The organism is Paenibacillus sp. VCA1 (genome assembly GCF_031583795.1).
In the GTDB taxonomy this organism is placed as follows: Bacteria; Bacillota; Bacilli; order Paenibacillales; family Paenibacillaceae; genus Paenibacillus_AQ; species Paenibacillus_AQ albilobatus.
The window spans coordinates 344,811-364,062 of record NZ_JAVLSX010000004.1 but is presented as its reverse complement, the minus strand read 5'-3'; the positions used below and the strand labels follow the sequence as shown (position 1 = coordinate 364,062).

19 protein-coding genes are annotated in these 19,252 nt (G+C 51.5%); 3 read left to right on the top strand and 16 right to left on the bottom strand.

Features of this window, described 5'->3' with window-relative positions:
- Positions 1 to 2 precede the first annotated feature (2 nt).
- The 3 genes from RJP21_RS10955 to pdhA all read right to left on the bottom strand — a co-directional run bounded on the left by RJP21_RS10955 (position 3) and on the right by pdhA (position 3,456).
- Positions 3 to 1,316 carry a dihydrolipoamide acetyltransferase family protein gene (locus tag RJP21_RS10955; RefSeq protein ID WP_310859284.1) on the bottom strand — a complete coding sequence of 438 codons (1,314 nt, stop codon included), beginning with the start codon at positions 1,314 to 1,316 and terminating at the stop codon, positions 3 to 5.
- 30 nt (positions 1,317 to 1,346) lie between these two features.
- On the bottom strand, positions 1,347 to 2,327 hold the full coding sequence (locus RJP21_RS10950; RefSeq protein ID WP_160044453.1) for an alpha-ketoacid dehydrogenase subunit beta: 981 nt from the start codon (positions 2,325 to 2,327) through the stop codon (positions 1,347 to 1,349).
- 61 nt (positions 2,328 to 2,388) lie between these two features.
- Positions 2,389 to 3,456, bottom strand: a complete 1,068-nt coding sequence (gene pdhA / locus RJP21_RS10945; RefSeq protein ID WP_160044452.1) for a pyruvate dehydrogenase (acetyl-transferring) E1 component subunit alpha — start codon at positions 3,454 to 3,456, stop codon at positions 2,389 to 2,391.
- Between the two features lie 256 nt (positions 3,457 to 3,712).
- Here pdhA and RJP21_RS10940 point away from each other — a divergent pair, with 256 nt between their 5' ends.
- On the top strand, positions 3,713 to 4,444 hold the full coding sequence (locus RJP21_RS10940) for an alpha/beta hydrolase (RefSeq protein ID WP_310859283.1): 732 nt from the start codon (positions 3,713 to 3,715) through the stop codon (positions 4,442 to 4,444).
- Positions 4,445 to 4,652: 208 nt separating this feature from the next.
- Here the strand turns inward: RJP21_RS10940 and RJP21_RS10935 are convergent, their stop codons facing one another.
- Together RJP21_RS10935 and RJP21_RS10930 are read right to left on the bottom strand one after the other, a co-directional pair.
- Positions 4,653 to 5,117: a low molecular weight protein-tyrosine-phosphatase gene (locus RJP21_RS10935; protein WP_310859282.1), complete on the bottom strand. Its 465-nt coding sequence runs from the start codon at positions 5,115 to 5,117 to the stop codon at positions 4,653 to 4,655.
- Between the two features lie 21 nt (positions 5,118 to 5,138).
- Entirely contained in the window at positions 5,139 to 5,804 is a 666-nt protein-coding gene (locus tag RJP21_RS10930) for a trimeric intracellular cation channel family protein (protein ID WP_160044449.1), read from the bottom strand.
- Positions 5,805 to 5,970: 166 nt separating this feature from the next.
- Between RJP21_RS10930 and RJP21_RS10925 the strand changes: the two genes are divergently transcribed.
- Together RJP21_RS10925 and RJP21_RS10920 are read left to right on the top strand one after the other, a co-directional pair.
- On the top strand, positions 5,971 to 6,612 hold the full coding sequence (locus RJP21_RS10925; RefSeq protein WP_310859281.1) for a thiamine diphosphokinase: 642 nt from the start codon (positions 5,971 to 5,973) through the stop codon (positions 6,610 to 6,612).
- Positions 6,613 to 6,912: 300 nt separating this feature from the next.
- Complete coding sequence (locus tag RJP21_RS10920) at positions 6,913 to 7,437, top strand: C40 family peptidase (RefSeq protein ID WP_212957785.1); 525 nt, start codon at positions 6,913 to 6,915, stop codon at positions 7,435 to 7,437.
- 43 nt (positions 7,438 to 7,480) lie between these two features.
- Here the strand turns inward: RJP21_RS10920 and RJP21_RS10915 are convergent, their stop codons facing one another.
- The 11 genes from RJP21_RS10915 to RJP21_RS10865 form a co-directional block, all read right to left on the bottom strand.
- Positions 7,481 to 8,176 (bottom strand): response regulator transcription factor, encoded by a 696-nt coding sequence (locus RJP21_RS10915; protein ID WP_310859280.1) that lies wholly within the window; start codon positions 8,174 to 8,176, stop codon positions 7,481 to 7,483.
- Positions 8,177 to 8,282: 106 nt separating this feature from the next.
- On the bottom strand, positions 8,283 to 9,314 hold the full coding sequence (locus tag RJP21_RS10910; RefSeq protein ID WP_310859279.1) for a MoeB/ThiF family adenylyltransferase: 1,032 nt from the start codon (positions 9,312 to 9,314) through the stop codon (positions 8,283 to 8,285).
- Positions 9,315 to 9,483: 169 nt separating this feature from the next.
- A complete protein-coding gene (locus tag RJP21_RS10905) occupies positions 9,484 to 11,037 on the bottom strand; it encodes an ABC-F family ATP-binding cassette domain-containing protein (RefSeq protein ID WP_310859278.1) in 1,554 nt (517 codons plus the stop codon).
- A 200-nt stretch (positions 11,038 to 11,237) separates the two neighbouring features.
- Positions 11,238 to 12,218 (bottom strand): hypothetical protein, encoded by a 981-nt coding sequence (locus tag RJP21_RS10900; protein ID WP_310859277.1) that lies wholly within the window; start codon positions 12,216 to 12,218, stop codon positions 11,238 to 11,240.
- On the bottom strand, positions 12,205 to 12,759 hold the full coding sequence (locus RJP21_RS10895) for a hypothetical protein (protein ID WP_310859276.1): 555 nt from the start codon (positions 12,757 to 12,759) through the stop codon (positions 12,205 to 12,207). The genes RJP21_RS10900 and RJP21_RS10895 overlap by 14 nt, the downstream gene beginning before the upstream one ends.
- Positions 12,756 to 13,163 (bottom strand): hypothetical protein, encoded by a 408-nt coding sequence (locus RJP21_RS10890; protein WP_310859275.1) that lies wholly within the window; start codon positions 13,161 to 13,163, stop codon positions 12,756 to 12,758. The genes RJP21_RS10895 and RJP21_RS10890 overlap by 4 nt, the downstream gene beginning before the upstream one ends.
- 26 nt (positions 13,164 to 13,189) lie before the next feature.
- Complete coding sequence (locus RJP21_RS10885; protein WP_160044440.1) at positions 13,190 to 13,669, bottom strand: ABC transporter permease; 480 nt, start codon at positions 13,667 to 13,669, stop codon at positions 13,190 to 13,192.
- A gap of 14 nt (positions 13,670 to 13,683) precedes the next feature.
- Positions 13,684 to 15,762: a hypothetical protein gene (locus RJP21_RS10880; protein ID WP_310859274.1), complete on the bottom strand. Its 2,079-nt coding sequence runs from the start codon at positions 15,760 to 15,762 to the stop codon at positions 13,684 to 13,686.
- Positions 15,752 to 17,662, bottom strand: a complete 1,911-nt coding sequence (locus RJP21_RS10875; protein ID WP_310859273.1) for an ATPase, T2SS/T4P/T4SS family — start codon at positions 17,660 to 17,662, stop codon at positions 15,752 to 15,754. The genes RJP21_RS10880 and RJP21_RS10875 overlap by 11 nt, the downstream gene beginning before the upstream one ends.
- Positions 17,663 to 18,508, bottom strand: a complete 846-nt coding sequence (locus RJP21_RS10870) for a hypothetical protein (protein WP_310859272.1) — start codon at positions 18,506 to 18,508, stop codon at positions 17,663 to 17,665.
- The gene (locus RJP21_RS10865; protein WP_310859271.1) at positions 18,505 to 19,221 is read right to left on the bottom strand and encodes a hypothetical protein; all 717 of its coding nucleotides are present in this window, start codon (positions 19,219 to 19,221) and stop codon (positions 18,505 to 18,507) included. Before RJP21_RS10865 ends, RJP21_RS10870 begins: the two co-directional genes overlap by 4 nt.
- Between the last annotated feature and the right edge of the window lie 31 nt (positions 19,222 to 19,252).

Sequence of the window (19,252 nt, the reverse complement as noted above, 5' to 3'; positions counted from 1 at the left end):
TCTTATACCTCCATTACCAGCAGCTCAGGATTGCTGAGCAGCGATTTGATATAGTTCATAAAGTTTTGAGCCGTCGCGCCGTCGATGATGCGGTGGTCAAAGCTCAAGGACAGAGCCATAACAGGAGCGGCAACGATTTCGCCGTTTTTCACGACAGGTTTTTCCGTAATGCGTCCGGTACCCAAAATCGCAACTTCAGGGAAGTTGATGATTGGAGTAAAGAACATGCCGCCGGCGGAACCGATGTTGGTGATGGAGATCGTGCTGCCTTTCATTTCAGCCGGAGTCAGCTTGCCTTCGCGGCCGCGTGCCGCGAGGTCGCGGATCGCGTCTGCGATCATCCAGATGCTCTTACGGTCGGCATCTTTGATAACCGGTACGATCAGGCCGTTGTCCGTATCCGTAGCGATACCGATGTTGTAGTACTTTTTGTAGACAATTTCGTTGTTTTCTTCGTCGATTGTCGCGTTCAATGCAGGGAATTGGCGGGAAGCCGCAACCAGCGCTTTGACGATGAAAGGCAGATAGGTGACTTTCGTTCCTTTTTTCTCGGCGATCGGTTTCATGCGCGTACGGAAGGCTACCAGCTCTGTAACGTCCACTTCGTCCATAATGGTAACGTGCGGCGCCGTGTAAGCCGATTTAACCATCGCATTGGCAATCGCTTTGCGGATGCCTTTGAATGGCACGCGTTCTTCTTCTGCGCGAGCATCCACTGCCGGAGCTGCCGCGGACGCTGCCGGAGCGGCTTTTTCTTCTTTCGCTGCCGGAGCGGCTGCTTGGCCTCCGCCGTTTTTGAATGCTTCGACGTCTTCTTTGGTGATTTTGCCGTTGTTGCCTGTGCCTGTCACTTGAGTGAGGTCAACGCCTTGTTCGCGCGCAAATTTGCGTACGCTTGGCGTAGCCAGCACTTCTTTGTTTGGAGCTGCAGGAGCCGGAGCGTTTTCTCCGCCTTGCTTAGCCGCTTCAGGGCTGTTTTGGGCTGGAGAAGAAGTCGTTTCCGCGCCGCCTTGAGCCGCGTCAGCTTCCATGGAACCATGATCCGCTGCAGGAGCCTCTTGTTCCGGAAGTTCGCCTTCCGCATCGATAATGGCAACGACCTCGCCTACGCGGCACACTTGTCCGTCCTTGGCGAAAACTTCCTGCACCGTACCGTTCACCGGGCAAGGAACCTCGACCACTGCTTTGTCGTTTTGTACTTCCATGATGATGTCGTCGTCTGTTACTTTATCGCCCGGCTTGATGTGCATTTTAATAATTTCGCCTTCATGCAAGCCTTCGCCCAATTCCGGGAACCGATATTCAAATTTTGCCACCTTTAGTACCTCCTATCAAAACTCTTTTTCTTAGAATTCCATGACTTTGTTGACTGCAGCGATAATCCGAGCCGGCGTAGGAAGCCATGTATCTTCGATTTGCGCAAATGGATATACCGTGTCCGGAGCCGCTACGCGGAGAACCGGCGCTTCCAGGTGCAAAATGGCTTTTTCGTTGATTTGCGCGATAACTTCTGCGGCAACGCCGGAAGTTTTTTGCGCTTCCTGCACGACGATGGCACGGTTCGTTTTCTTCACCGATGCAACGATCGTGTCGATGTCCAAAGGATTCAGCGTGCGCAGGTCGATGATTTCGGCTTTGATGCCTTTCGTTTTTTCAAGCTCTTCGGCAGCTTTCGTCGCCGTGTGAACCATCATGCCGTAAGCGATGATCGTTACGTCGGAACCTTCGCGAACCACATTCGCTTTGCCGATTTCTACGGTGTAGTCCCCTTCAGGCACTTCCGCGCGGAACGCATGGTACAAGTTCAAATGCTCCATGAAAAATACGGGATCGTTGTCGCGGATGGCCGCGATAAGCAGGCCTTTGGCGTCGTACGGGTTCGAAGGCACTACCACTTTAATACCCGGAGTTTGCACCGCCAAACCTTCGAGCGAGTCGGTATGGAGTTCGGCTGCTTTAACCCCGCCGCCGAAAGGCGTGCGGAACACGATCGGAGCGTTGTAACGGCCGCCGGAACGGTAACGCATGCGAGCCGCCTGCACGAACATTTGGTCCAGCGCTTCGAAAATAAAGCCGACGAACTGGATTTCGGCTACCGGACGGAAGCCTTGGATTCCCAAACCGACAGCCAGGCCGCCGATCGCGGATTCAGCCAGCGGCGTATCGAAAATGCGCTCTTCGCCGAATTCTTTTTGCAGCCCTTCCGTTGCACGGAATACGCCGCCCACATTACCAACGTCTTCACCGAACACAATGACGTTAGGGTCACGCTTCATCTCCACGCGGATTGCGTCGCGGATTGCTTCTTTCATATTCATTTGTGCCATTGCTTCATTTCCTCCTTAACATTCACTGTTCACGTTGCAAGTCCAAATAGCGGATTTTCGATTATTGGAAATCGGCTTTTTGCTCTTCCAAATGTTTCGGCGTCGTTTCGAACATGCTGTCGATGAGGCCAGGAACAGTCATTTTCTCGGTTTGTTCCGCTTTTTTGATTTCTTCGTTCACTTTCGCTTTCGCTTCTTCTTTTACGCGAGCCGTATCTTCTTCGGACCAAAGCCCTTTTTTCTCCAGATATTTGCCGAGGCGGATGATCGGATCCTTCGCGTTCCATTCGCCTTCTTCGTCTTTCGTACGGTATTTTGTCGCGTCGTCGGACAAGGAGTGCGGACGGAAACGGTAAGTTACCGCTTCGATCAAAGTAGCGCCTTCGCCTTTGCGGGCAAGTTCAGCAGCTTCGCGAACCGCGCTGATGACTGCGAACACGTCCATTCCGTCGACTTTGACGCCGCGGATGCCTGCCGCTACCGCTTTGTGGGCAATGGACAACGCCGCCGTTTGTTTCGAGAAAGGAGTTGTAATGGCATAGCCGTTATTTTGCACAAAGAAAATGACCGGAAGCTTGTAACGTCCAGCATAGTTGAGGCCTTCGTAGAAGTCGCCTTCGGAAGAACCGCCGTCACCGGTGTAAGTGATGACCACTTGTTTTTGCTTTTTCAGCTTGTAACCCATCGCGATGCCCATCGCATGCAAAATTTGCGCGCCGATGATGATTTGCGGCATCAATACGTTGACGCCTTCCGGAATTTGGCCGCCATGCTGATGGCCGCGGGAGTAGAGGAACGCTTGATACAATGGCAGTCCATGCCATACGATTTGCGGCATATCGCGGTAACCAGGGCAAATGAAGTCGTCTTTTTCCAATGCAAATTCACTGCCGACCATCGTCGCTTCTTGACCGGATACCGGAGCGTAAAAGCCCAGGCGGCCTTGACGGCCAAGGTTCACGGCGCGGTCATCCCAGGTGCGGGTAAATACCATGCGGTACATAATTTCTTTCAGTTGATCATCAGTAAGGTTAGGCATTTTATCTTCGTTAATGATTTCACCTTCGGGAGAGAGCACGGAAAGTGCTTCGACTTCCTCGGTATACACTTCATAAGGCACCTTGCTCATTATCTTCACCTCAACAAAAAAATTTGAATATCAGGCTCTGCTGTTATAGAATTATTATACACCTGTTTTACTCGATTCGTCAAAGCTATTGCGGATAAATTTCGAAAATATCGAGTTTTGTATATGTAACAGTGTATCGATAAAACTATAACAGTTTTCGAGTATTTGACAAAAGCTTGAATATTCCCACATGATGGAAACGCAAACGGCAACGTTTATGGGGATGAAAAATCAACTGCAAGAAGGGTGAACACGGATGACGGATTCAAAGTATTTAAAAAGAACGATTCTTAAGGAACAAATCGAAAGCCGGTTTCTGAATGAAACACGCAATCTTCGCGTTTACCTCCCGCCGGGATATAATGAAATTTTGAGCTACCCTGTCGTGTATTGCCAGGACGGCGAGGAGTTTTTTAACTTCGGACGGATCGCGACGACCGCCAATTATTTGATTCTCGACGGTCATACCGACCCTTTCATCATCGTCGGGGTTGACGTGGATACCTCGGTCCGCACCGATGAATACGCGCCGTTCGGCAGCCGTTTCGATGCCTATACGCGCTGCTTCGCAGAAGAGATTATTCCCTTCATCGAAGCCAAATATCCCGTGCGGCGGGAAGCATCCGAGCGGGTTCTGGCCGGTGACTCCCTCGGCGGCAGCGTCTCTTTGCACCTGGCTGTCCGGTATCCGGAGCTGTTCCGGCGCATCATCAGCCTTTCCGGCGCGTATTATCCGGCTTCCCAGGACATCTTCGAAGCGCAGGACGACTTGTCCTGGCTGGACGTTTATATGATTGTCGGACTGCAGGAAACGGCATTCGAAACCGATCACGGCACCCATAATTTCGTGGAGTTAAACCGCCAGACCCGCGAACTGCTTCTGGACAGAGGAGCTAAAGTGGAGTATGCGGAAAAAGACGGCAAGCATATTTGGGGATTTTGGCAAAAAGAACTGCCGAATGCGCTGACGTATTTTTTCCGTGCGTGATCCTGCACAATCATGCGGGTTAAGAATTAAAAAGGTGAACTGAAGACGTACGCCGACTTGCGGCATAACGTTCTTTTGTTCACCTTTCTTTTTTTCGAACCTCCCCTCATTCAAAAATGATTGCGTTTTCATTGTTTTTCCGAAAAAACGGCAACAATGCCGCTTTTTCATTAAAAATGTACGGTTCATTTGCAAAATCTTCAGCAGGTTACAGCTTCTCTAAACGGATTTTATTTAATAACGCTTCGCAGCCGGCATCGATCAACTCGTAAACCTGCTCAAAGTTCCCCGTGTAATACGGGTCCGGCACTTCCCGAAGCTCATGCTCCGGCAGCAGATCCATAAATTTGAGCAAACGTTCCGTTTTGGATCCCGGAAGCTTTTTCACGTTTTCGAGATTGCTGTTGTCCATGCACACGATGTACTCGAAGGTTTCAAAATCCGGGCTTGCGATGCGGCGGGCCGAAATGCCTTCGTAACCGATCCCCTGCTCGTCCAGCATACGGCGCGTGTCCTGATGCGGTTTTTGGCCAAGGTGCCAGTCTCCGGTTCCGGCCGAGTCCACCGTGATCAGGTGTTGAAGCCCGGCTTGCTTTACTTTATGGCGCATGACGGCCTCGGCCATCGGCGAACGGCATATGTTGCCCAAACATACGAATAATACGGATACCATGTTGTTGAATTGCCTCCTCTGTTATGCTGTCTTCCGGCTTTGTTTGCCCTTGGTTCCCTTTATGGATAGATCGGTCGAAGAAGACATGTGAAGCGAGCGCCGCGGAAGCTTCCATCTATAATGTACGGAAAGCATGCGCAGCAGGACGATCACAGCAAAGAGAAGGACCGCCTGCCAGGTCGAACGGACCCAGTCCAGCCCGATCATCGCACCGGCGATGGCTGCCCATACGGCGTAGATTTCATCCTTGAGCACTAGCGGCTTGCGTCCCGCAAGCAAATCGCGAATAATCCCTCCGCCGATGCCCGTCATCACTGCGGCAACCACGACGGCCGACAGCGGATGGTGCATGTTTGCGGCGTAAAGCGCTCCCTGAATGGCGAAAGCCGACAGACCGATAGCGTCGAAAAAAGCCTCCGTCCGCTTCCAATGTTTGATCCAACCCAATGGCAGCAGGAATGCCACGATAATCGACAAAATCGCCAGCTTGATCAGCAGGCCTTGGCTCCATAACGTCGTAACCGGCACGCCGATCAGCACGTTTCGGATGACGCCTCCGCCGAACGCCGTCACAAGTCCTAGCACCAGGATGCCCAGGATGTCGTATTCTTCCTCCATGGCGACGAATGCGCCCGACATCGCAAAAGCGATCGTGCCGATGATGCTGAATATTTCAAATGCATGCATGTCCAATTTCTCTCTAACCTCTCCCCTATCCTATGTCTTCATTATTGTAGTCGTGCCCGGCCGGATTGCGCAAGATCGATTTTATCTTTTTGGATTTTTGCGAACTCCTCCTTTATACTGGAATCACAACTTAGTAGGAATGAAATGGATTTAGGGGGAAACGTCGATGAACCGTAAACGCGTCGTTATTTTTTCCGGAGGGGATCTGTATCCCCAATATATTAATGAAATTCAGCCGGCGGATTTTGTCATTGGAGCGGACAAAGGAGCCCTGTTTTTGATTCGCCACGGCATCAAACCCGATCTCGCCGTCGGCGACTTCGATTCGATATCGCCGCAGGAATTGAAGCATGTCCGTGCGGAAAGCGGAAATATCATCGAATGCGATCCGGTCGACAAAGACCTATCCGACACCGAGCTCGCGTTCGAAATGGCGGCGAGGCAGGAGCCGGACTTTATTTTGCTGATCGGCGGGACGGGAACGCGCATGGACCACACGCTGGCCAATGTGCAAATGCTGAACTGGGCGCTCCAGCATCAAATCCAATGCGCCATCATGGATCGCAACAATTATATTACGTTAACCGGCTCCACGATCGAAGTGCTCGACCGGGGCTTCAAATATGTATCCTTGCTTCCGATGACGCCAGAAGTTACGGGCATTACCCTCGAAGGGTTTCAATATCCGCTTGAAGACGCCACGCTCAAAATAGGCGATTCCCTCGGCATCAGCAACGTTCTTCTTGGAGACCGCGGCCGGGTAAGCATTGCAAGCGGACTGCTGCTCGTGATCCAAAGCCGTGATTAACCGATTGGAAAAAGGATGGTACGCTGCCATTGAAAGAGTTTAAAATGGTTACAGCGTTCTGAAATCGAACCATCGAAAAGACACCGAAAAACCCTTGTGTATCAAGGGTTTTTCTTTATTTTCACACCAGTTGCAATCAATTTCTTAATTTTTTGTAACTTTTAATCGTTTTTTAATAAAGCGGGAAATTTGTTGGAGTCGCAATGGTTTGAGGCATGCCATCCATATTTTAGGTTGTTACAAAACTGTTATACTCGGAATCGAGCCTGAAAGAAAACGAAATTTGGAGGTAATCACAACATGACTCAAAAACATCTATTCCAAAAATTAGTAGCCGTAGGGCTATGTGCAACCATAGGTATTACAGGAATGCTGGCAACGGGAACATCTGTAACGGAAGCAGCTTCTTCCAAGTCGGTAAAGGCGACTTCCTATTCTTCTTCCAAAGGACAAGCAATCGTTAATTATGGAAAAAAATTCATGGGCAGACCGTATAAATTCGGTGCTTCTACCAGCACAACGAAAGTTTTCGACTGCTCTTCGTTTATGAAGTACATCTTCGGACATTATGGAATCAAATTGCCGCGCACGTCCGTGGAGCAATCCAAAGTCGGCAAAGCGGTTTCCAAATCGAACCTGAAACCCGGCGATCTCGTATTTTTCTCCAGCGGCGGCAGAGCCAACGGCCACAACGTAACACACGTGGCGGTGTATGCGGGCAACGGTAAAATCCTGCACACTTACGGTTCCCCCGGCGTAACGGTCTCCGATTTGAACTCCGGCAACTGGAAAAGAACTTACCTGAAAGCACGTCGCGTACTGTAGCATTCGGGTATCCCCAGCTTATAGGAAGGCGGTAAGAGTAATCTTACTCGCCTTCTTTTATTATATATCCGACTCCGCGTACGGATTGAATCAATTTTCTGCTGTAACCTTTATCCATTTTCGTTCGGAGATGCCTGATATAAACATCCACTACGTTGGTCCCCATGTCAAAATCGTAATCCCACACATGTTTCAAAATGTCTTCCCGCGAACAAACCTCGTTTGCATGGCGCGCCAAATAAAGCAGCAAATCGAATTCCTTAACGGTCAATTCAATGTCATTTCCTCCCCTGACGACTTTCCGGCTTCCGGGGTCGATGCTCAAATCCCTCACCGTCACTTTTTTGCGGCTTCGCTCCTCCTCGATCCGGAAAATCCGGAGCAAGTTTCGAATACGCGCCATCAGTTCCTCTTTTGATACCGTTCGCGGCACCACATCGTTTGCTCCGGCTTCAAGCCCTTGAATGACCGCACGCTCATGAAACGGATTTTCAAACAAAATGATCGGAAAAGGCCGGTCGGCTTGTTCCCGAAGCAGCGCCTTGATAAATTTGGGCAAGGAGCTCCCTTCATAATCCGCATGGTCCAAAAAAAGCAGGTCGATCGTATGCTCGCCGATGGCGCGGAGCGCTTCATATTCGCTTGATGCCTTCATGATTTCGTATCCGTCTGCCCGAAGGGCGTCGACAAAGCCGCTTTGTACAAAAAACTCCCCTACCGCCAGCAGCCGTTCATGCATTCATATCACCCGAGTTTCTGCTAGTTGTCCGTCTGGAACGCTTACCATAGGGTTGCCGCCCAGCAAAAAAACCATTCCATCCGGAATGGTTTGTCGAAAGACATGATTAGCCAAAATAGCGGTGATATATCGATCTTGCTTCAGCGATATCTTTCGTCCCGTGAATGAGCGCCCTGCCGTCCGCAAAAATAACGAGCCGCCGCCCGTCCGTCTCAAATGAGACGAGAAACGGATTGGCTTCGACTTTCCCTTCCCCCAGCTTGGACAGACGTTTTGCGGTTTCGTCCAAGTCAAGCCGACGCTTTTGGGCAGGACGGATTTGCACCGTGTCCCGACCGCATAACACGTCGGTTTTTTCCAGATTGGATGCCGATAAATACGGAAAGATCCGGCTTTCGCCGCAGGAAAGGCAGTCCGTTTTCCGGGCGTGCCGCACGCCCATGGACATCTGTTCATTTCTCCAAAGGTCGAATGTATGCAGCTTATCGCGAAGCGCTTCCGGATGTCCGCTCAACAGCTTTATGGCTTCGACCGTCTGATGCGCCGTTACCATTTGAACCGCTTGAGGCAGGATGCCCGAAGTATCGCATGTATCCCCTCCAAGCGGAACCGCGCCAAGCAAACAGTTCAGGCAAGGGGTCTCGCCGGGCAAAATGGTGTACGTAATGCCGTAGCTGCCTACGCATCCTCCATAGATCCACGGGATCCGGTATTTCTGGGAGATATCGTTGATCAAAAGCCGCGTATCGAAATTATCCGTTCCATCCATGATCAGATCCACCCCTTGGACCAGCGAGACCAGTTCGTCGAGCCTCACGTCCATGACATGGCTGTCGATCCGGATGGAAGAGTTGATCGCCTCCAGCCTTTGTTTGGCGGCAACCGCTTTTGGCAGCCTTTGCACGGCGTCCCTTTCGGAAAAAAGCTGCTGTCTCTGCAGATTGCTCCATTCGACGTAATCCCGGTCGGCGATCGTCAAGCGTCCGATTCCCGCTCTGGCGAGCGTTTCGGCTATCGAAGTCCCCAGCGCGCCTGCGCCGACGATCAACACATGGCTTTCCCCTAACTTGCGCTGGCCTTCCGGGCCTAAAGGAGCAAACCGCTCTTGTCTGGAATAACGATCATTTCCGATGCTCACATGCCCCATCTCCTATGCTTTGTTCTGTCGTTGCAAACATCCGCGTTAGGCGGATATCCCAACCTGTATGGCTTTCCCCGCGGCAACCGGTGACCGCGACATCACGCGGTTGACTTGAAAAAGCCGCGTTCCTTGCGGAACACGGCAGCAGTTGAATGAAACCGAGGAATCAAGCCTTCTGATGCGACCATTCTTCGACGTTCCAAGTTTTCGTGACCCAATCTTCATAAAAATCAGGTTCGTGGGATACGAGCAAAATGGTCCCTTTATACTCCTGCAGAGCGCGTTTCAGCTCGGTTTTGGCGACGACGTCCAAATGGTTCGTCGGTTCGTCGAACAGAATCCAGTTCGATTCGCGCATCATCAGCTTGCATAATCTGACCTTGGCTTGTTCGCCGCCGCTCAGCATGTTCAACGGACGGGTAATATGCTCGTTTTTCAGTCCGCAGCGCGCCAAATGCGCGCGAACCTCATGCTGGTTTAGCGAAGAGAACTCGTTCCAGACGTCATCGATCGGCGTGATGTTGCCCGGGCGCACCTCTTGCTCGAAATAAGCAGGATATAGGAAATCGCCCAAATACGTTTTCCCGCTGATCGGCGGAATTTTGCCCAAAATCGTTTTGAGCAGCGTCGATTTTCCGACTCCGTTGCAGCCGACGATGGCGATTTTATCGCCGCGTTCAATCGTCATGCTCATCTTAGGCAGCAGCGGATGGTTGTAGCCGATCTCGAAATCGATGCCTTCGAACACAACCTTGCCGCTGGCGCGGGCTTCCTTGAAGTTGAACACCGGCTTCGCCGCTTCTTCCGGCTTGTCGATCCGCTCGATGCGGTTCAGCTGCTTCTCGCGGCTTTTCGCCCGACCCGAAGTGGAATAACGGGCTTTGTTGCGCTGGATAAAATCTTCCTGTTTCTTAATGAATTCCTGCTGTTTTTCATAAGCATCGATATGCTGGTTTTTCGAAATGTCGGCCATCTCCAAAAACTTCTCGTAATTGGCCGAATATCGGGTAAGCTTGGCGAATTCCAAATGATAGATCACGTCGACGACCTGATTCATGAATTCCGTGTCGTGGGAAATCAGAATAAAGGCGTACGGATAGGATTTCAAATATTGGGTCAGCCATTCGATATGCTCGACGTCCAAATAGTTGGTCGGTTCGTCCAGCAGAAGCACGGTCGGCTTCTCCAGCAGCAGCTTGGCCAAAAGTACCTTCGTGCGTTGGCCGCCGCTTAGCGCGGATACGTCCCGGTCCAGTCCGATGGCGGACAATCCGAGTCCGTTTGCCATTTCCTCGACTTTGACGTCGATCATGTAAAAATCGCCGATTTCCAGCTGCTCCTGAATTTCGCCCATCTGCTCAAGCAAGGTTTCAAGTTCTTCCGGCGTCGCATCCGCCATTTTGTTTGTGATTTCCATCATTTCCTGCTCCAGCTCAAGCAGCGGCAGGAAAGCGTCCTTCAGGACGTCGCGCACCGTTTTGCCGGGAGTCAGCTTGGAGTGCTGGTCGAGGTAGCCGTAACGAACCTTAGGCGTCCACTCTACCTTCCCGCTGTCCTTTAACAGTTGTCCCGTCAAAATGTTCATCAGCGTCGACTTGCCGACGCCGTTTGCGCCGACGAGGCCGACATGCTCGCCTGCCAACAGGCGGAAGGAAACGTTTTTAAACAATGTGCGCTCCCCGAAATTATGGGAGACGTTTTCAACGGTCAATAAACTCATAAATACGTTCTGGCTCCTGTCTATGATAAATAGTTCTTTGCTGGATTGATTCCATCCCAATAAGGGCATTCAAGATACCATTTTATCATAAGTAGGAGTTTAGTTGAAAGACATGAAAAAACGTTGATCGCGATCATGTAGGTGATGAGTGTTCCGCACTCACCCCCGCCTCTTTCGCCGTTCCAGAAATTCGCGTTTTTTTAGCGATTGCAGCTTCTTTCGAAATAACCGTTGGCTGCGGCTTCTTTGGCATCGGTAAACGTTTCTTCGTAAACGAGTCCGCTCCGGCAGCTTCCGCGTTCAAAATAACGAATGCCCGTCGCAGGATCCGATCCGGCGAACAAATTCGGCCGCTTGACGAGCCTGCCACCGCCGAGGGCATAGTTGTTAATGTAGTCATGGCCGACGGGTATGCCCTGAATGAATGCCATCATGCCGATATCCCGAATCGAGTTGTTCCATTCCTCCCCGGAGATTGAAGGCAGCGTGAACAAATATGAGACGCCGTTTTTGGCGGCAAATTCGTTATGCCGGTTAATGACATTGGCCAAATCGTTTTGGATCGTTTGCACGATGGTCGTCCTCCTTACCTGCTCAAACAACTCCGGACGGGCAAGAAGAGGGACGTTCGTCGAAGCCGCCAGTTCCCTCTGCAAGCCGCGGATCCACTGTCCTGCGGTAAAATCGTACGCTTCCACCTCGTTATCCAACGTAAAACGGACGAGATTGCCGTTTTCGTCGCCGTAGGCAAAAGGTTTTTTGGGGCTCCAGACATGCCGGACCCGCGGGTGTCCATCTTCACCCGTGTACTCTTCGTCCGCGTAAACGTAATAACCGTCGTAATCGATGACGGCCACGGCCGGTATATAATGATCCAGCGCCGCCTGCGCGGGAAGATCGTCTTCGATCCCCAAATTCGCGTACAAGCTTTTGTAGAAAACCGCCAACGCCTCTTCTTTGTCGGCCCGAAAAAACTTTTCGGACCCGTATCCCGCCTCGAACTCCTGCTTTTCGTTTCGGTTCAGCACGCTGGCTCCGTCTTGCACCGCCGTCCGCAGGGCGGTAACGTATTTCAATTCAAGGAACCGTACCGTCTGCTGATCTTTGACGTAAAACCCGCTGAGCAGAAATGCCGGGACAAAAATGAGGACAAACACGATCGAAAAATCAGTAATCTTCATTAAGCACCATGCCTCCATACGGAAAAGCCAGGACGGGAGCATCCCCCGGAACGGAGCCGGAAATAAAATCCGTCATGATCGTGCCTGCCGTTCGGTTGACGTTTTTAACCGTGACCTTAAAAAAATCGCCCGCATTCATCCGGTACATTCTGTCTTCATGATCTTTCGGCAGCACATTGTCCGGATAGATGACAGACAAAATATCCGCCGTATAAAAGCCTTCATAGGACACATCGACTTTCTGCTGGAACGTTGCCGGATTCGCCGCGTCCGAATATACAGGCGTATATTTTTTATGCAAATGTTCCATTTGAACGTCAAATTCATTGCCGGTGGCGGCCATTTCACTTAGAAAATCCTGATACATGACAGGTGTAACGTATCCTTTGTTCCGAACGGCGTCAACAAACTGGGTTACCGCGTTATAGACGACGATCCGCGACAGATCATCCTGCTTCCGGTATGCTTCTGCCGCCGGGTACACGAACATGAGCGCAACCGCCAACAGGACGGCTACAAACTTTGAAACGGCGCTGCTCATAGGTCATCCTCGCCGGGCATCAGTTTGGCAAACCGTATTTCCTCCAACAAGCCGTTCACATTCCTTATATATTCCGCCCGGTACCCGGCATTCGATTGAAATATGGATTTTCCCGCAAGCTCCAGCGGTTCGACCGAAGCAATCGGAACGCCATCAACCCAAATGCGGACCCCCGCCTTCATCTGATCCGAAGCAAGCATCAATGCTTGCGGACCGCTGTAACGATCGGGCCTCGATTGCATCAACGTTTCATAAACGCTCCGTTTTTGTCCGGCAACAACCGGAGATGTTTCGTGCAGGGCTGCATTGATCCGGCCGGTCAGTCCCAACGTAAAGTAGCAGGCGCTCAAAAACAGGGCAAGGATGACGCTTAAGCCGACCATGTTCTGAACGTTGTCGTTCATGATGCCTTCCCTCACCTTCGTTTCGTTTACTGCTCAAAGACTAGTCCGCGCACGACGTTGGATCTGTCTTTAATGATGCTCGCCTTGAATTTTCCGCTCGGATTGACGTATTCGTCGCTGGACTCGATCATCGTATTCCGCAAATCCCCGACCCGGTTATTAATGTCAACGACCGAGCCGTATTTGTCGTCCGCGACGTTTCCGATGTACAGGCTGTTGCCATACCATTGCCCTCCCCTGTTTTTCCCCGTTTTAACGAGGATGCCGAACTGGTCCTTATCCCTGAATTTCCGCAAGGCGTTCGTCACCTGCGATCCGCTGATGCTCGTGCCGTCATACACCGTAAAGGAAGCTTGCGACAGTTCGGTTTGAATGTCCGAAAAATTGTTCTGGGCCGTTTTGGTCGCTTCCTGGGCCGAAATAAACAAGATAACGACGATGGTAATGAGGGCAATGGTCAGAAAAATGCCTGCGGCAACCTTTAGTGCGCTGGATGCGTTATTCATTGGACAACATCTCCTTAAATTTTTTGGATTTGTTCATAATACACATTCATTTGCATGAAACTCATCACGATCAACGGGATGACCAGGTACATAAATACAAGGGCATACATCGGCGCAAAACCGAGCGTCTTTCCGATCGCCGCTTTCGTGTCGATGATTTTTTCGTATTCCTGCTTGCGCTGCTCGAAATAAAAGGCCATTTCGTTTTCGAGATCGTCAAAAGCCTGAGCGATCGGAATTTTTTCGACGCATAAAAGCAGCTTGTCCACCAGTCTTTGAAACTCCGTCAATCGGACCTCTTCCCTCAGCACGGCAAGAGCTTGCTCGGCCCCGTGGTCATAATGGAGCACGCATTTTTGTATCGGCGTTTTAAAAATGATGGCGAACCGATTCATCCATTCCAAAATCTCCTCCACCGAAATCCGTTCCATTTCCCGCAGCATGGAGATGACGGTTTGAAACTGATATACTTCATGCCGCATGTCCATATAACGAATCTTCCGCTGGAAGTAAAGCAGCCAAAGCGGAAACTGGTATCCCGCCCAAGCCGCCAGAAAAGCGGCCAGCAGTTCCCACCATTTGAGATATTCCGCATTGTAAGCTTTCAGTTTGGCAAGGATCCGGTTCGCGGCCGCCGCCATCGTATCTTTGTTCGAAGGGTTTCCCTGCCCATGTTTGATGGTCCAACGGCTCGCAATATCGTCGTAACCGGCCGCGGAAGACATGCCAACCTCCTCCATGATTTCCCGGTCCTGGTCGCTGAGCTTTTGCCCTTCCGCCTTTTGTTCAGTCGATACCTGTCCGAAAAAGGTCGTTCCTTCCACCGGATCGATCAGAATATGCTTTTGGGCCGATTGATGCAAAAACAGGAATAAGGTCAACGTCGCCGCGAAAGCCAACAGGAAAAATGCAATCCGGCGGATATAAAACCATTCGTACCGCAGATGGGTGCTGCTCTCCCGAAGCAAACGGATGATTTTGGCGTAAGCCGGCGTCCCGGAGCGCGGAGCCGCAAAGTTAACGGCCGCCCGAATCGCGGAAAAAGAGTACAGCCATTGCTCCCACGGCTTTTTCCGGTCTGCCGATCGGTACGCCGTTTCATTGTCCTGCTGCAGCCGCTGCAACAACACAAAAGACAAAATAATCACGACGTAAATAACGATTTTGGTCACGTACCCCAGTTTGCTTGTATAAAACGCGTCCATGGCCGGGAAATTTCCCCGGGCCCATCGTTCGATCGGCTTGGCAAAAAACACGGGGGCCAGGGCGATCACGTTTAATCCTTTCAGAAGATAATCAAGCTTGTCGCGGCGCAGAATCTCGAGATGGATTTCCTTGGTCAAGCCGCTGAGCCCTTTTAAATAAATCGAACCCTGCTCCTTCACCTTGTCCCCGAACTCCATAATCATGTAGGAAATGCCCGCGAACGCCTTTAAAAATCGGTTCGGAGCCGTTTCGTAGTATTTTTCCAGCTCCTGCGCCGGGTCCTTGGCATTTATCGCTTCATAGATTTTGCGCGTATGGACCGCTGCCTCGTAGCCGGCCGTTTCGGCCGATTCGTAAAGCGCTTCGTCGATCATTTCATGCTGCTGGTAACGGTGCCTGACTTCCGAAAACAGGTCTACCATTTGGACCAGAAGCCGCTTTTCCAAGCGGTTCACGTACATGTCGACCAATAAGCTGTTGATGATGGCCGCCGTCAGCAGCACCAGAAGCAAAAATCCGAAGCTCGGATTCAGCAGCAATAAAATAACGGACGCAAGGCTTAACAAGCCTAAAATGGCTGACGTGATTTTTGCCGTTTCTTGTCTCAGCTTAAATTCATCATAGGCGTGAACGCCTGAAAGCCGTTTTCGGATCCGGCGGATGTAAGCCGATAGCAGCGGAACCCGAACCATCAGCACGTATGCTTTTTGCAAGGCACGGTTCCGATGGGCCTTCCATCCTATGCCGCGGCTACCCGCAGCCCCGAAAAACTCCAAATGAACGGCTTGCCTCCGCCTGCTGCCGATCCAGGCCAAAACCGCAAAAGCCGACGCAAACAAAACGAGAGACGCAACCAATACGACAAACAAAATGGATTTAATACTCATAACGTCCGCCCCAATGCTGGTTTAGAAAATCGATGAACATGCCGGCATCTTCAGGACTCATCTGGTCCGCCATCTCGAGCACGTTCCGCTCCGAAACGGCACTGGCGGCAACATACCGCCCGTCCCGGTATTCCACAATATTTCGGGCAAGAAACAGCCTTCGGCTTTCGTTGTTCCTTGCATCGTTCTGGAACCCGCGAATACCGCAGGGCATCGGCGTGAGCGTTTCCTCTTCGCTCCGTCCGCTTTCGGTCTGATCCGCCGCATCCGCTTGCGGCACGCATTCGGTGATCCGTTCGATGTACCGCCTGCCATCCTTGTCCCTTTTCAAGTGGACGTCAAAATTAATGACCTGAATCACCTGCTCCTCAGCGATCCGTTCATGATGGAACACCCCGATTTTGAGAAGCGAGTTCCGCAGGGAGAACACGAGGTCCTTGAACGTTTTGGCATGATGAGTAAACACGGTGAACAAGCTGGCCACCTGCGACATTTGAATCATCCAAGCGGCCACCTCGTCGCTTGCGACTTCGCCCAAAATGTTGACCGTACCGTCCGTTTTCTTCTGCAGATCCAGTCCTTCCTGCCCCGCAATCCGTTCCGTCTCGCGGAAGGAAAGAATGTTCCTCCGGCTGTATATTTTCCTTAAATGAAGCTCAAACGCCATTTCCTGAACGCGCAACGTATATGTAGGATCGATATGCTCTACCATCGCCATCAGCAGCGTCGTTTTGCCGGAGCCCTGCGCTCCCGTGATCGCGGTGATCCTGCTGCCTTTCATGAGGTAGCCAAGCAGCGCGATCGGCAGTTCGGCGTTTTCCCCCGTAACCAGCTGTTCCAGTGACGCGTTCGGGATATCGAACTTCCGCACGAAAAACGCCCACGACTCTGCAAAAGGCGGCCGGACGACGACCACCCTCGATCCGTCCTTCATCTCATTGACCTTGTAGCCGCTTGATTCCGATAACTGCCCGGGATGATTGTATTTATAAATGTTCTGGCAAACCCGTTTCAGCTCTAGCTCCGATCCGAAAGAAAGGAAGGACATATGCACCGATTTCCCTTTATAAAATACCCATACGCTTTCGGTCACAGAGAGCGGCCTGCGGCAATCTTCATACAGCGGCGGATATAGAAAACCGGCATTCTCCGGATATATGTCAAGCAGCCCGTCGTCCGCCAAAATTCCGCTGACCCCTCCGCTTACGCCGTCGATCCGCTGATCCCGCAAATCGTCCACGACGGAAAATCCTTTATACTGCTGATAGATGCGCTGCACGACGATATCCAGCTTCTCGCTGAACGCAAGATCGCGATATTCGGCCTTAAAGATCAGGTCGATGTCTTCCGCCGTCACGGCATACACCGGCTGATCCCCGTAACCTTCCAGGATCCGGGGTTCAGCCAGTCCGTAATGTTCGAACAACATAGACAACGCCTCCGGGCCATACTGCTTTTGATATAAATAAAAAATGATTTCAAATTGATCCTGAGGCGTCAGCCGCCCGATGTCCTCAAATGGAATCGCGTCTTGAATCCGTTCTTCATTGAGACCGAAACTTTTGACAAGAAGATCGGCCATAAACTGCTTGACGTATCGTTTTTCGCGCACATCGCCGGAAATGCAATCCTTCAGCGCTTTACGCAGCTCGCTTCGCTTGTTGATCCTCCGCCTGTATTCCTCTTCGTGAAGCCCAAGATCTGTCAGCTGCCTGTGGGTCAGCTCATGCAGCGTCTCCTTCACGAATTCCGTCATCGTGTCGATCGTGTATTGTTTGCCCCCCGCAGGGTTTACGGCCAGCGGACGCCGGTAATCGAGCCATTTGACGTAAAGGAGCAGCAGGATGAACAAAACGATGAGCGCGATCATCAGAATGTTGACGATCATTCCGGAGATCATTTACGCTCCCCTTTCGACCAGCTTCAGCAACGAGGTCATTTCCAGCTGCGTCAAAATGTCTTTGGTGAGCGAGCGGATGCTTGCCAGAAAGGCTGCAGCCGGCTGCCTGCCGTTCAGGCTGCGGCTTCGCTGCAGGAACGGCAGAACGCCGCGCATATTCCATGCATCCAAGAAATCCGTCGTGTAAGGAATGCCATGTATGACGCCTTTATAACCGAACCTGCGCTTGACGTTATTCAAGGTGCAGTGGGAGTATTTATCGTACCGGCCAAGCACGACGATATGCGGTTTTTCCTTAACCATCGGCGGACAGTTTCCACCTTTAAAAAACGAATCCAAACCCTCGATGCCTTGATTCAGGCTGACCACAACCAGGTCCGCCGCTTCAAGCAGGGCATGGTCACCGCTTCCTTCCTTCGGGTTCCCGCTTCCCGCATCAAGCATGACCAGGTCGTAACATTGACTCGCCACTGCGCATATAGACTGCAGCAGCTGCTTCCGGTAACCGGGCATCGTTCCCTCCGGCTTGGCGTTCCCCTGGACCAAATCGAGGCGGTCCGGAAGAAGCGGGAGCGTATAGTCCTGCAAATTTTCTCGGGTCAGTCTGCGGTTCAAGCAAAGTCTTTCCAACGCGTCCATCCCATGATCCTGAAAAGAAAGCAATCCGTGATCCAGTGTATGGGCCGACATCGGGAAGGCGCCTTCCACCCTTTCTTTGGCCGTGCCGCCATGCACCAGCAGCAATTTCAACCGGTAATCCATCGCAATCGCCGCTGCCGTCGCCGCTGCATGCGCCGAATTTCCGCTCCCGCCCGGTAGCGGGCTCCAAAATGCAATCGTACTCATGCTTTTCTCCTTTCCGCATTCCGCAATGCGCGGTGTATCTGTTTTCGATCCCGGTCCGTGAGGTTTTGAACAAGGTCGCACAATTGTTTTTTATAGCCCCGGGTCAACGGCTTCATTTCAAGTTTTTTCTTATGTTCGTTTCTAAGCTTTAAAGATAAGTCCAGTTCATTCCACGGCAGGACGAATGTCTCTCCTTTCCAGTGGACCGGAAGATCCGCAAAATACCCGTCCAGATAGGAATCGCCGAACCATTCGTCGACGGCCCGAACGGCGACCTTTCGCATTTCCGGGATCACGCCTTGTGCGAAATGCCGATGAGCCGCTTGCTTCAGCCATCTTCCGCCCTCTTCCAATGTCCAAACTTCATAATCCGTCACCCAAACGAGCACCGAAGCGCGTTCCCAATCCTCTTGCGAACAGAACCCCAGAAGTTCCAAATCGTAAATTACATAATCATAGTTTTCAAAACCCCCGCCATAGCTTTGCAGATGAGCCCCCAAACCGTCCGCATCCTCAAAGCCGCATGCGACGTCGAATCCGGCAAACTCGGTGATACCCAGCCGCTCATCAAGCCCTCCGACGAAATAGGGATACTTTCTTTTTTCGGTCGCATCCACAAGCAGCACCTTGCCGCCTCCGCCGGCAAGCAATTTGCATATGTACAGCAGCATGTCGCTTTTGTCGCACAAGCCGGCAAAAATCCAACTATTCAATGACCGTCCGTCTCCTTTCCCCGACTCTCCG

What these genes read in the sequence shown, in the direction of transcription:
- RJP21_RS10880 (WP_310859274.1), bottom strand. Translation starts at nt 15,762, where the DNA reads ATGAGTATTAAATCCATTTTGTTTGTCGTATTGGTTGCGTCTCTCGTT.
- pdhA (WP_160044452.1), bottom strand. Translation starts at nt 3,456, where the DNA reads ATGAGCAAGGTGCCTTATGAAGTGTATACCGAGGAAGTCGAAGCACTT.
- RJP21_RS10885 (WP_160044440.1), bottom strand. Translation starts at nt 13,669, where the DNA reads ATGAATAACGCATCCAGCGCACTAAAGGTTGCCGCAGGCATTTTTCTG.
- RJP21_RS10875 (WP_310859273.1), bottom strand. Translation starts at nt 17,662, where the DNA reads ATGATCTCCGGAATGATCGTCAACATTCTGATGATCGCGCTCATCGTT.
- RJP21_RS10895 (WP_310859276.1), bottom strand. Translation starts at nt 12,759, where the DNA reads ATGAGCAGCGCCGTTTCAAAGTTTGTAGCCGTCCTGTTGGCGGTTGCG.
- RJP21_RS10870 (WP_310859272.1), bottom strand. Translation starts at nt 18,508, where the DNA reads ATGAGTACGATTGCATTTTGGAGCCCGCTACCGGGCGGGAGCGGAAAT.
- RJP21_RS10900 (WP_310859277.1), bottom strand. Translation starts at nt 12,218, where the DNA reads ATGAAGATTACTGATTTTTCGATCGTGTTTGTCCTCATTTTTGTCCCG.
- RJP21_RS10940 (WP_310859283.1), top strand. Translation starts at nt 3,713, where the DNA reads ATGACGGATTCAAAGTATTTAAAAAGAACGATTCTTAAGGAACAAATC.
- RJP21_RS10890 (WP_310859275.1), bottom strand. Translation starts at nt 13,163, where the DNA reads ATGAACGACAACGTTCAGAACATGGTCGGCTTAAGCGTCATCCTTGCC.
- RJP21_RS10905 (WP_310859278.1), bottom strand. Translation starts at nt 11,037, where the DNA reads ATGAGTTTATTGACCGTTGAAAACGTCTCCCATAATTTCGGGGAGCGC.
- RJP21_RS10925 (WP_310859281.1), top strand. Translation starts at nt 5,971, where the DNA reads ATGAACCGTAAACGCGTCGTTATTTTTTCCGGAGGGGATCTGTATCCC.
- RJP21_RS10920 (WP_212957785.1), top strand. Translation starts at nt 6,913, where the DNA reads ATGACTCAAAAACATCTATTCCAAAAATTAGTAGCCGTAGGGCTATGT.
- RJP21_RS10915 (WP_310859280.1), bottom strand. Translation starts at nt 8,176, where the DNA reads ATGCATGAACGGCTGCTGGCGGTAGGGGAGTTTTTTGTACAAAGCGGC.
- RJP21_RS10930 (WP_160044449.1), bottom strand. Translation starts at nt 5,804, where the DNA reads ATGCATGCATTTGAAATATTCAGCATCATCGGCACGATCGCTTTTGCG.
- RJP21_RS10935 (WP_310859282.1), bottom strand. Translation starts at nt 5,117, where the DNA reads ATGGTATCCGTATTATTCGTATGTTTGGGCAACATATGCCGTTCGCCG.
- RJP21_RS10950 (WP_160044453.1), bottom strand. Translation starts at nt 2,327, where the DNA reads ATGGCACAAATGAATATGAAAGAAGCAATCCGCGACGCAATCCGCGTG.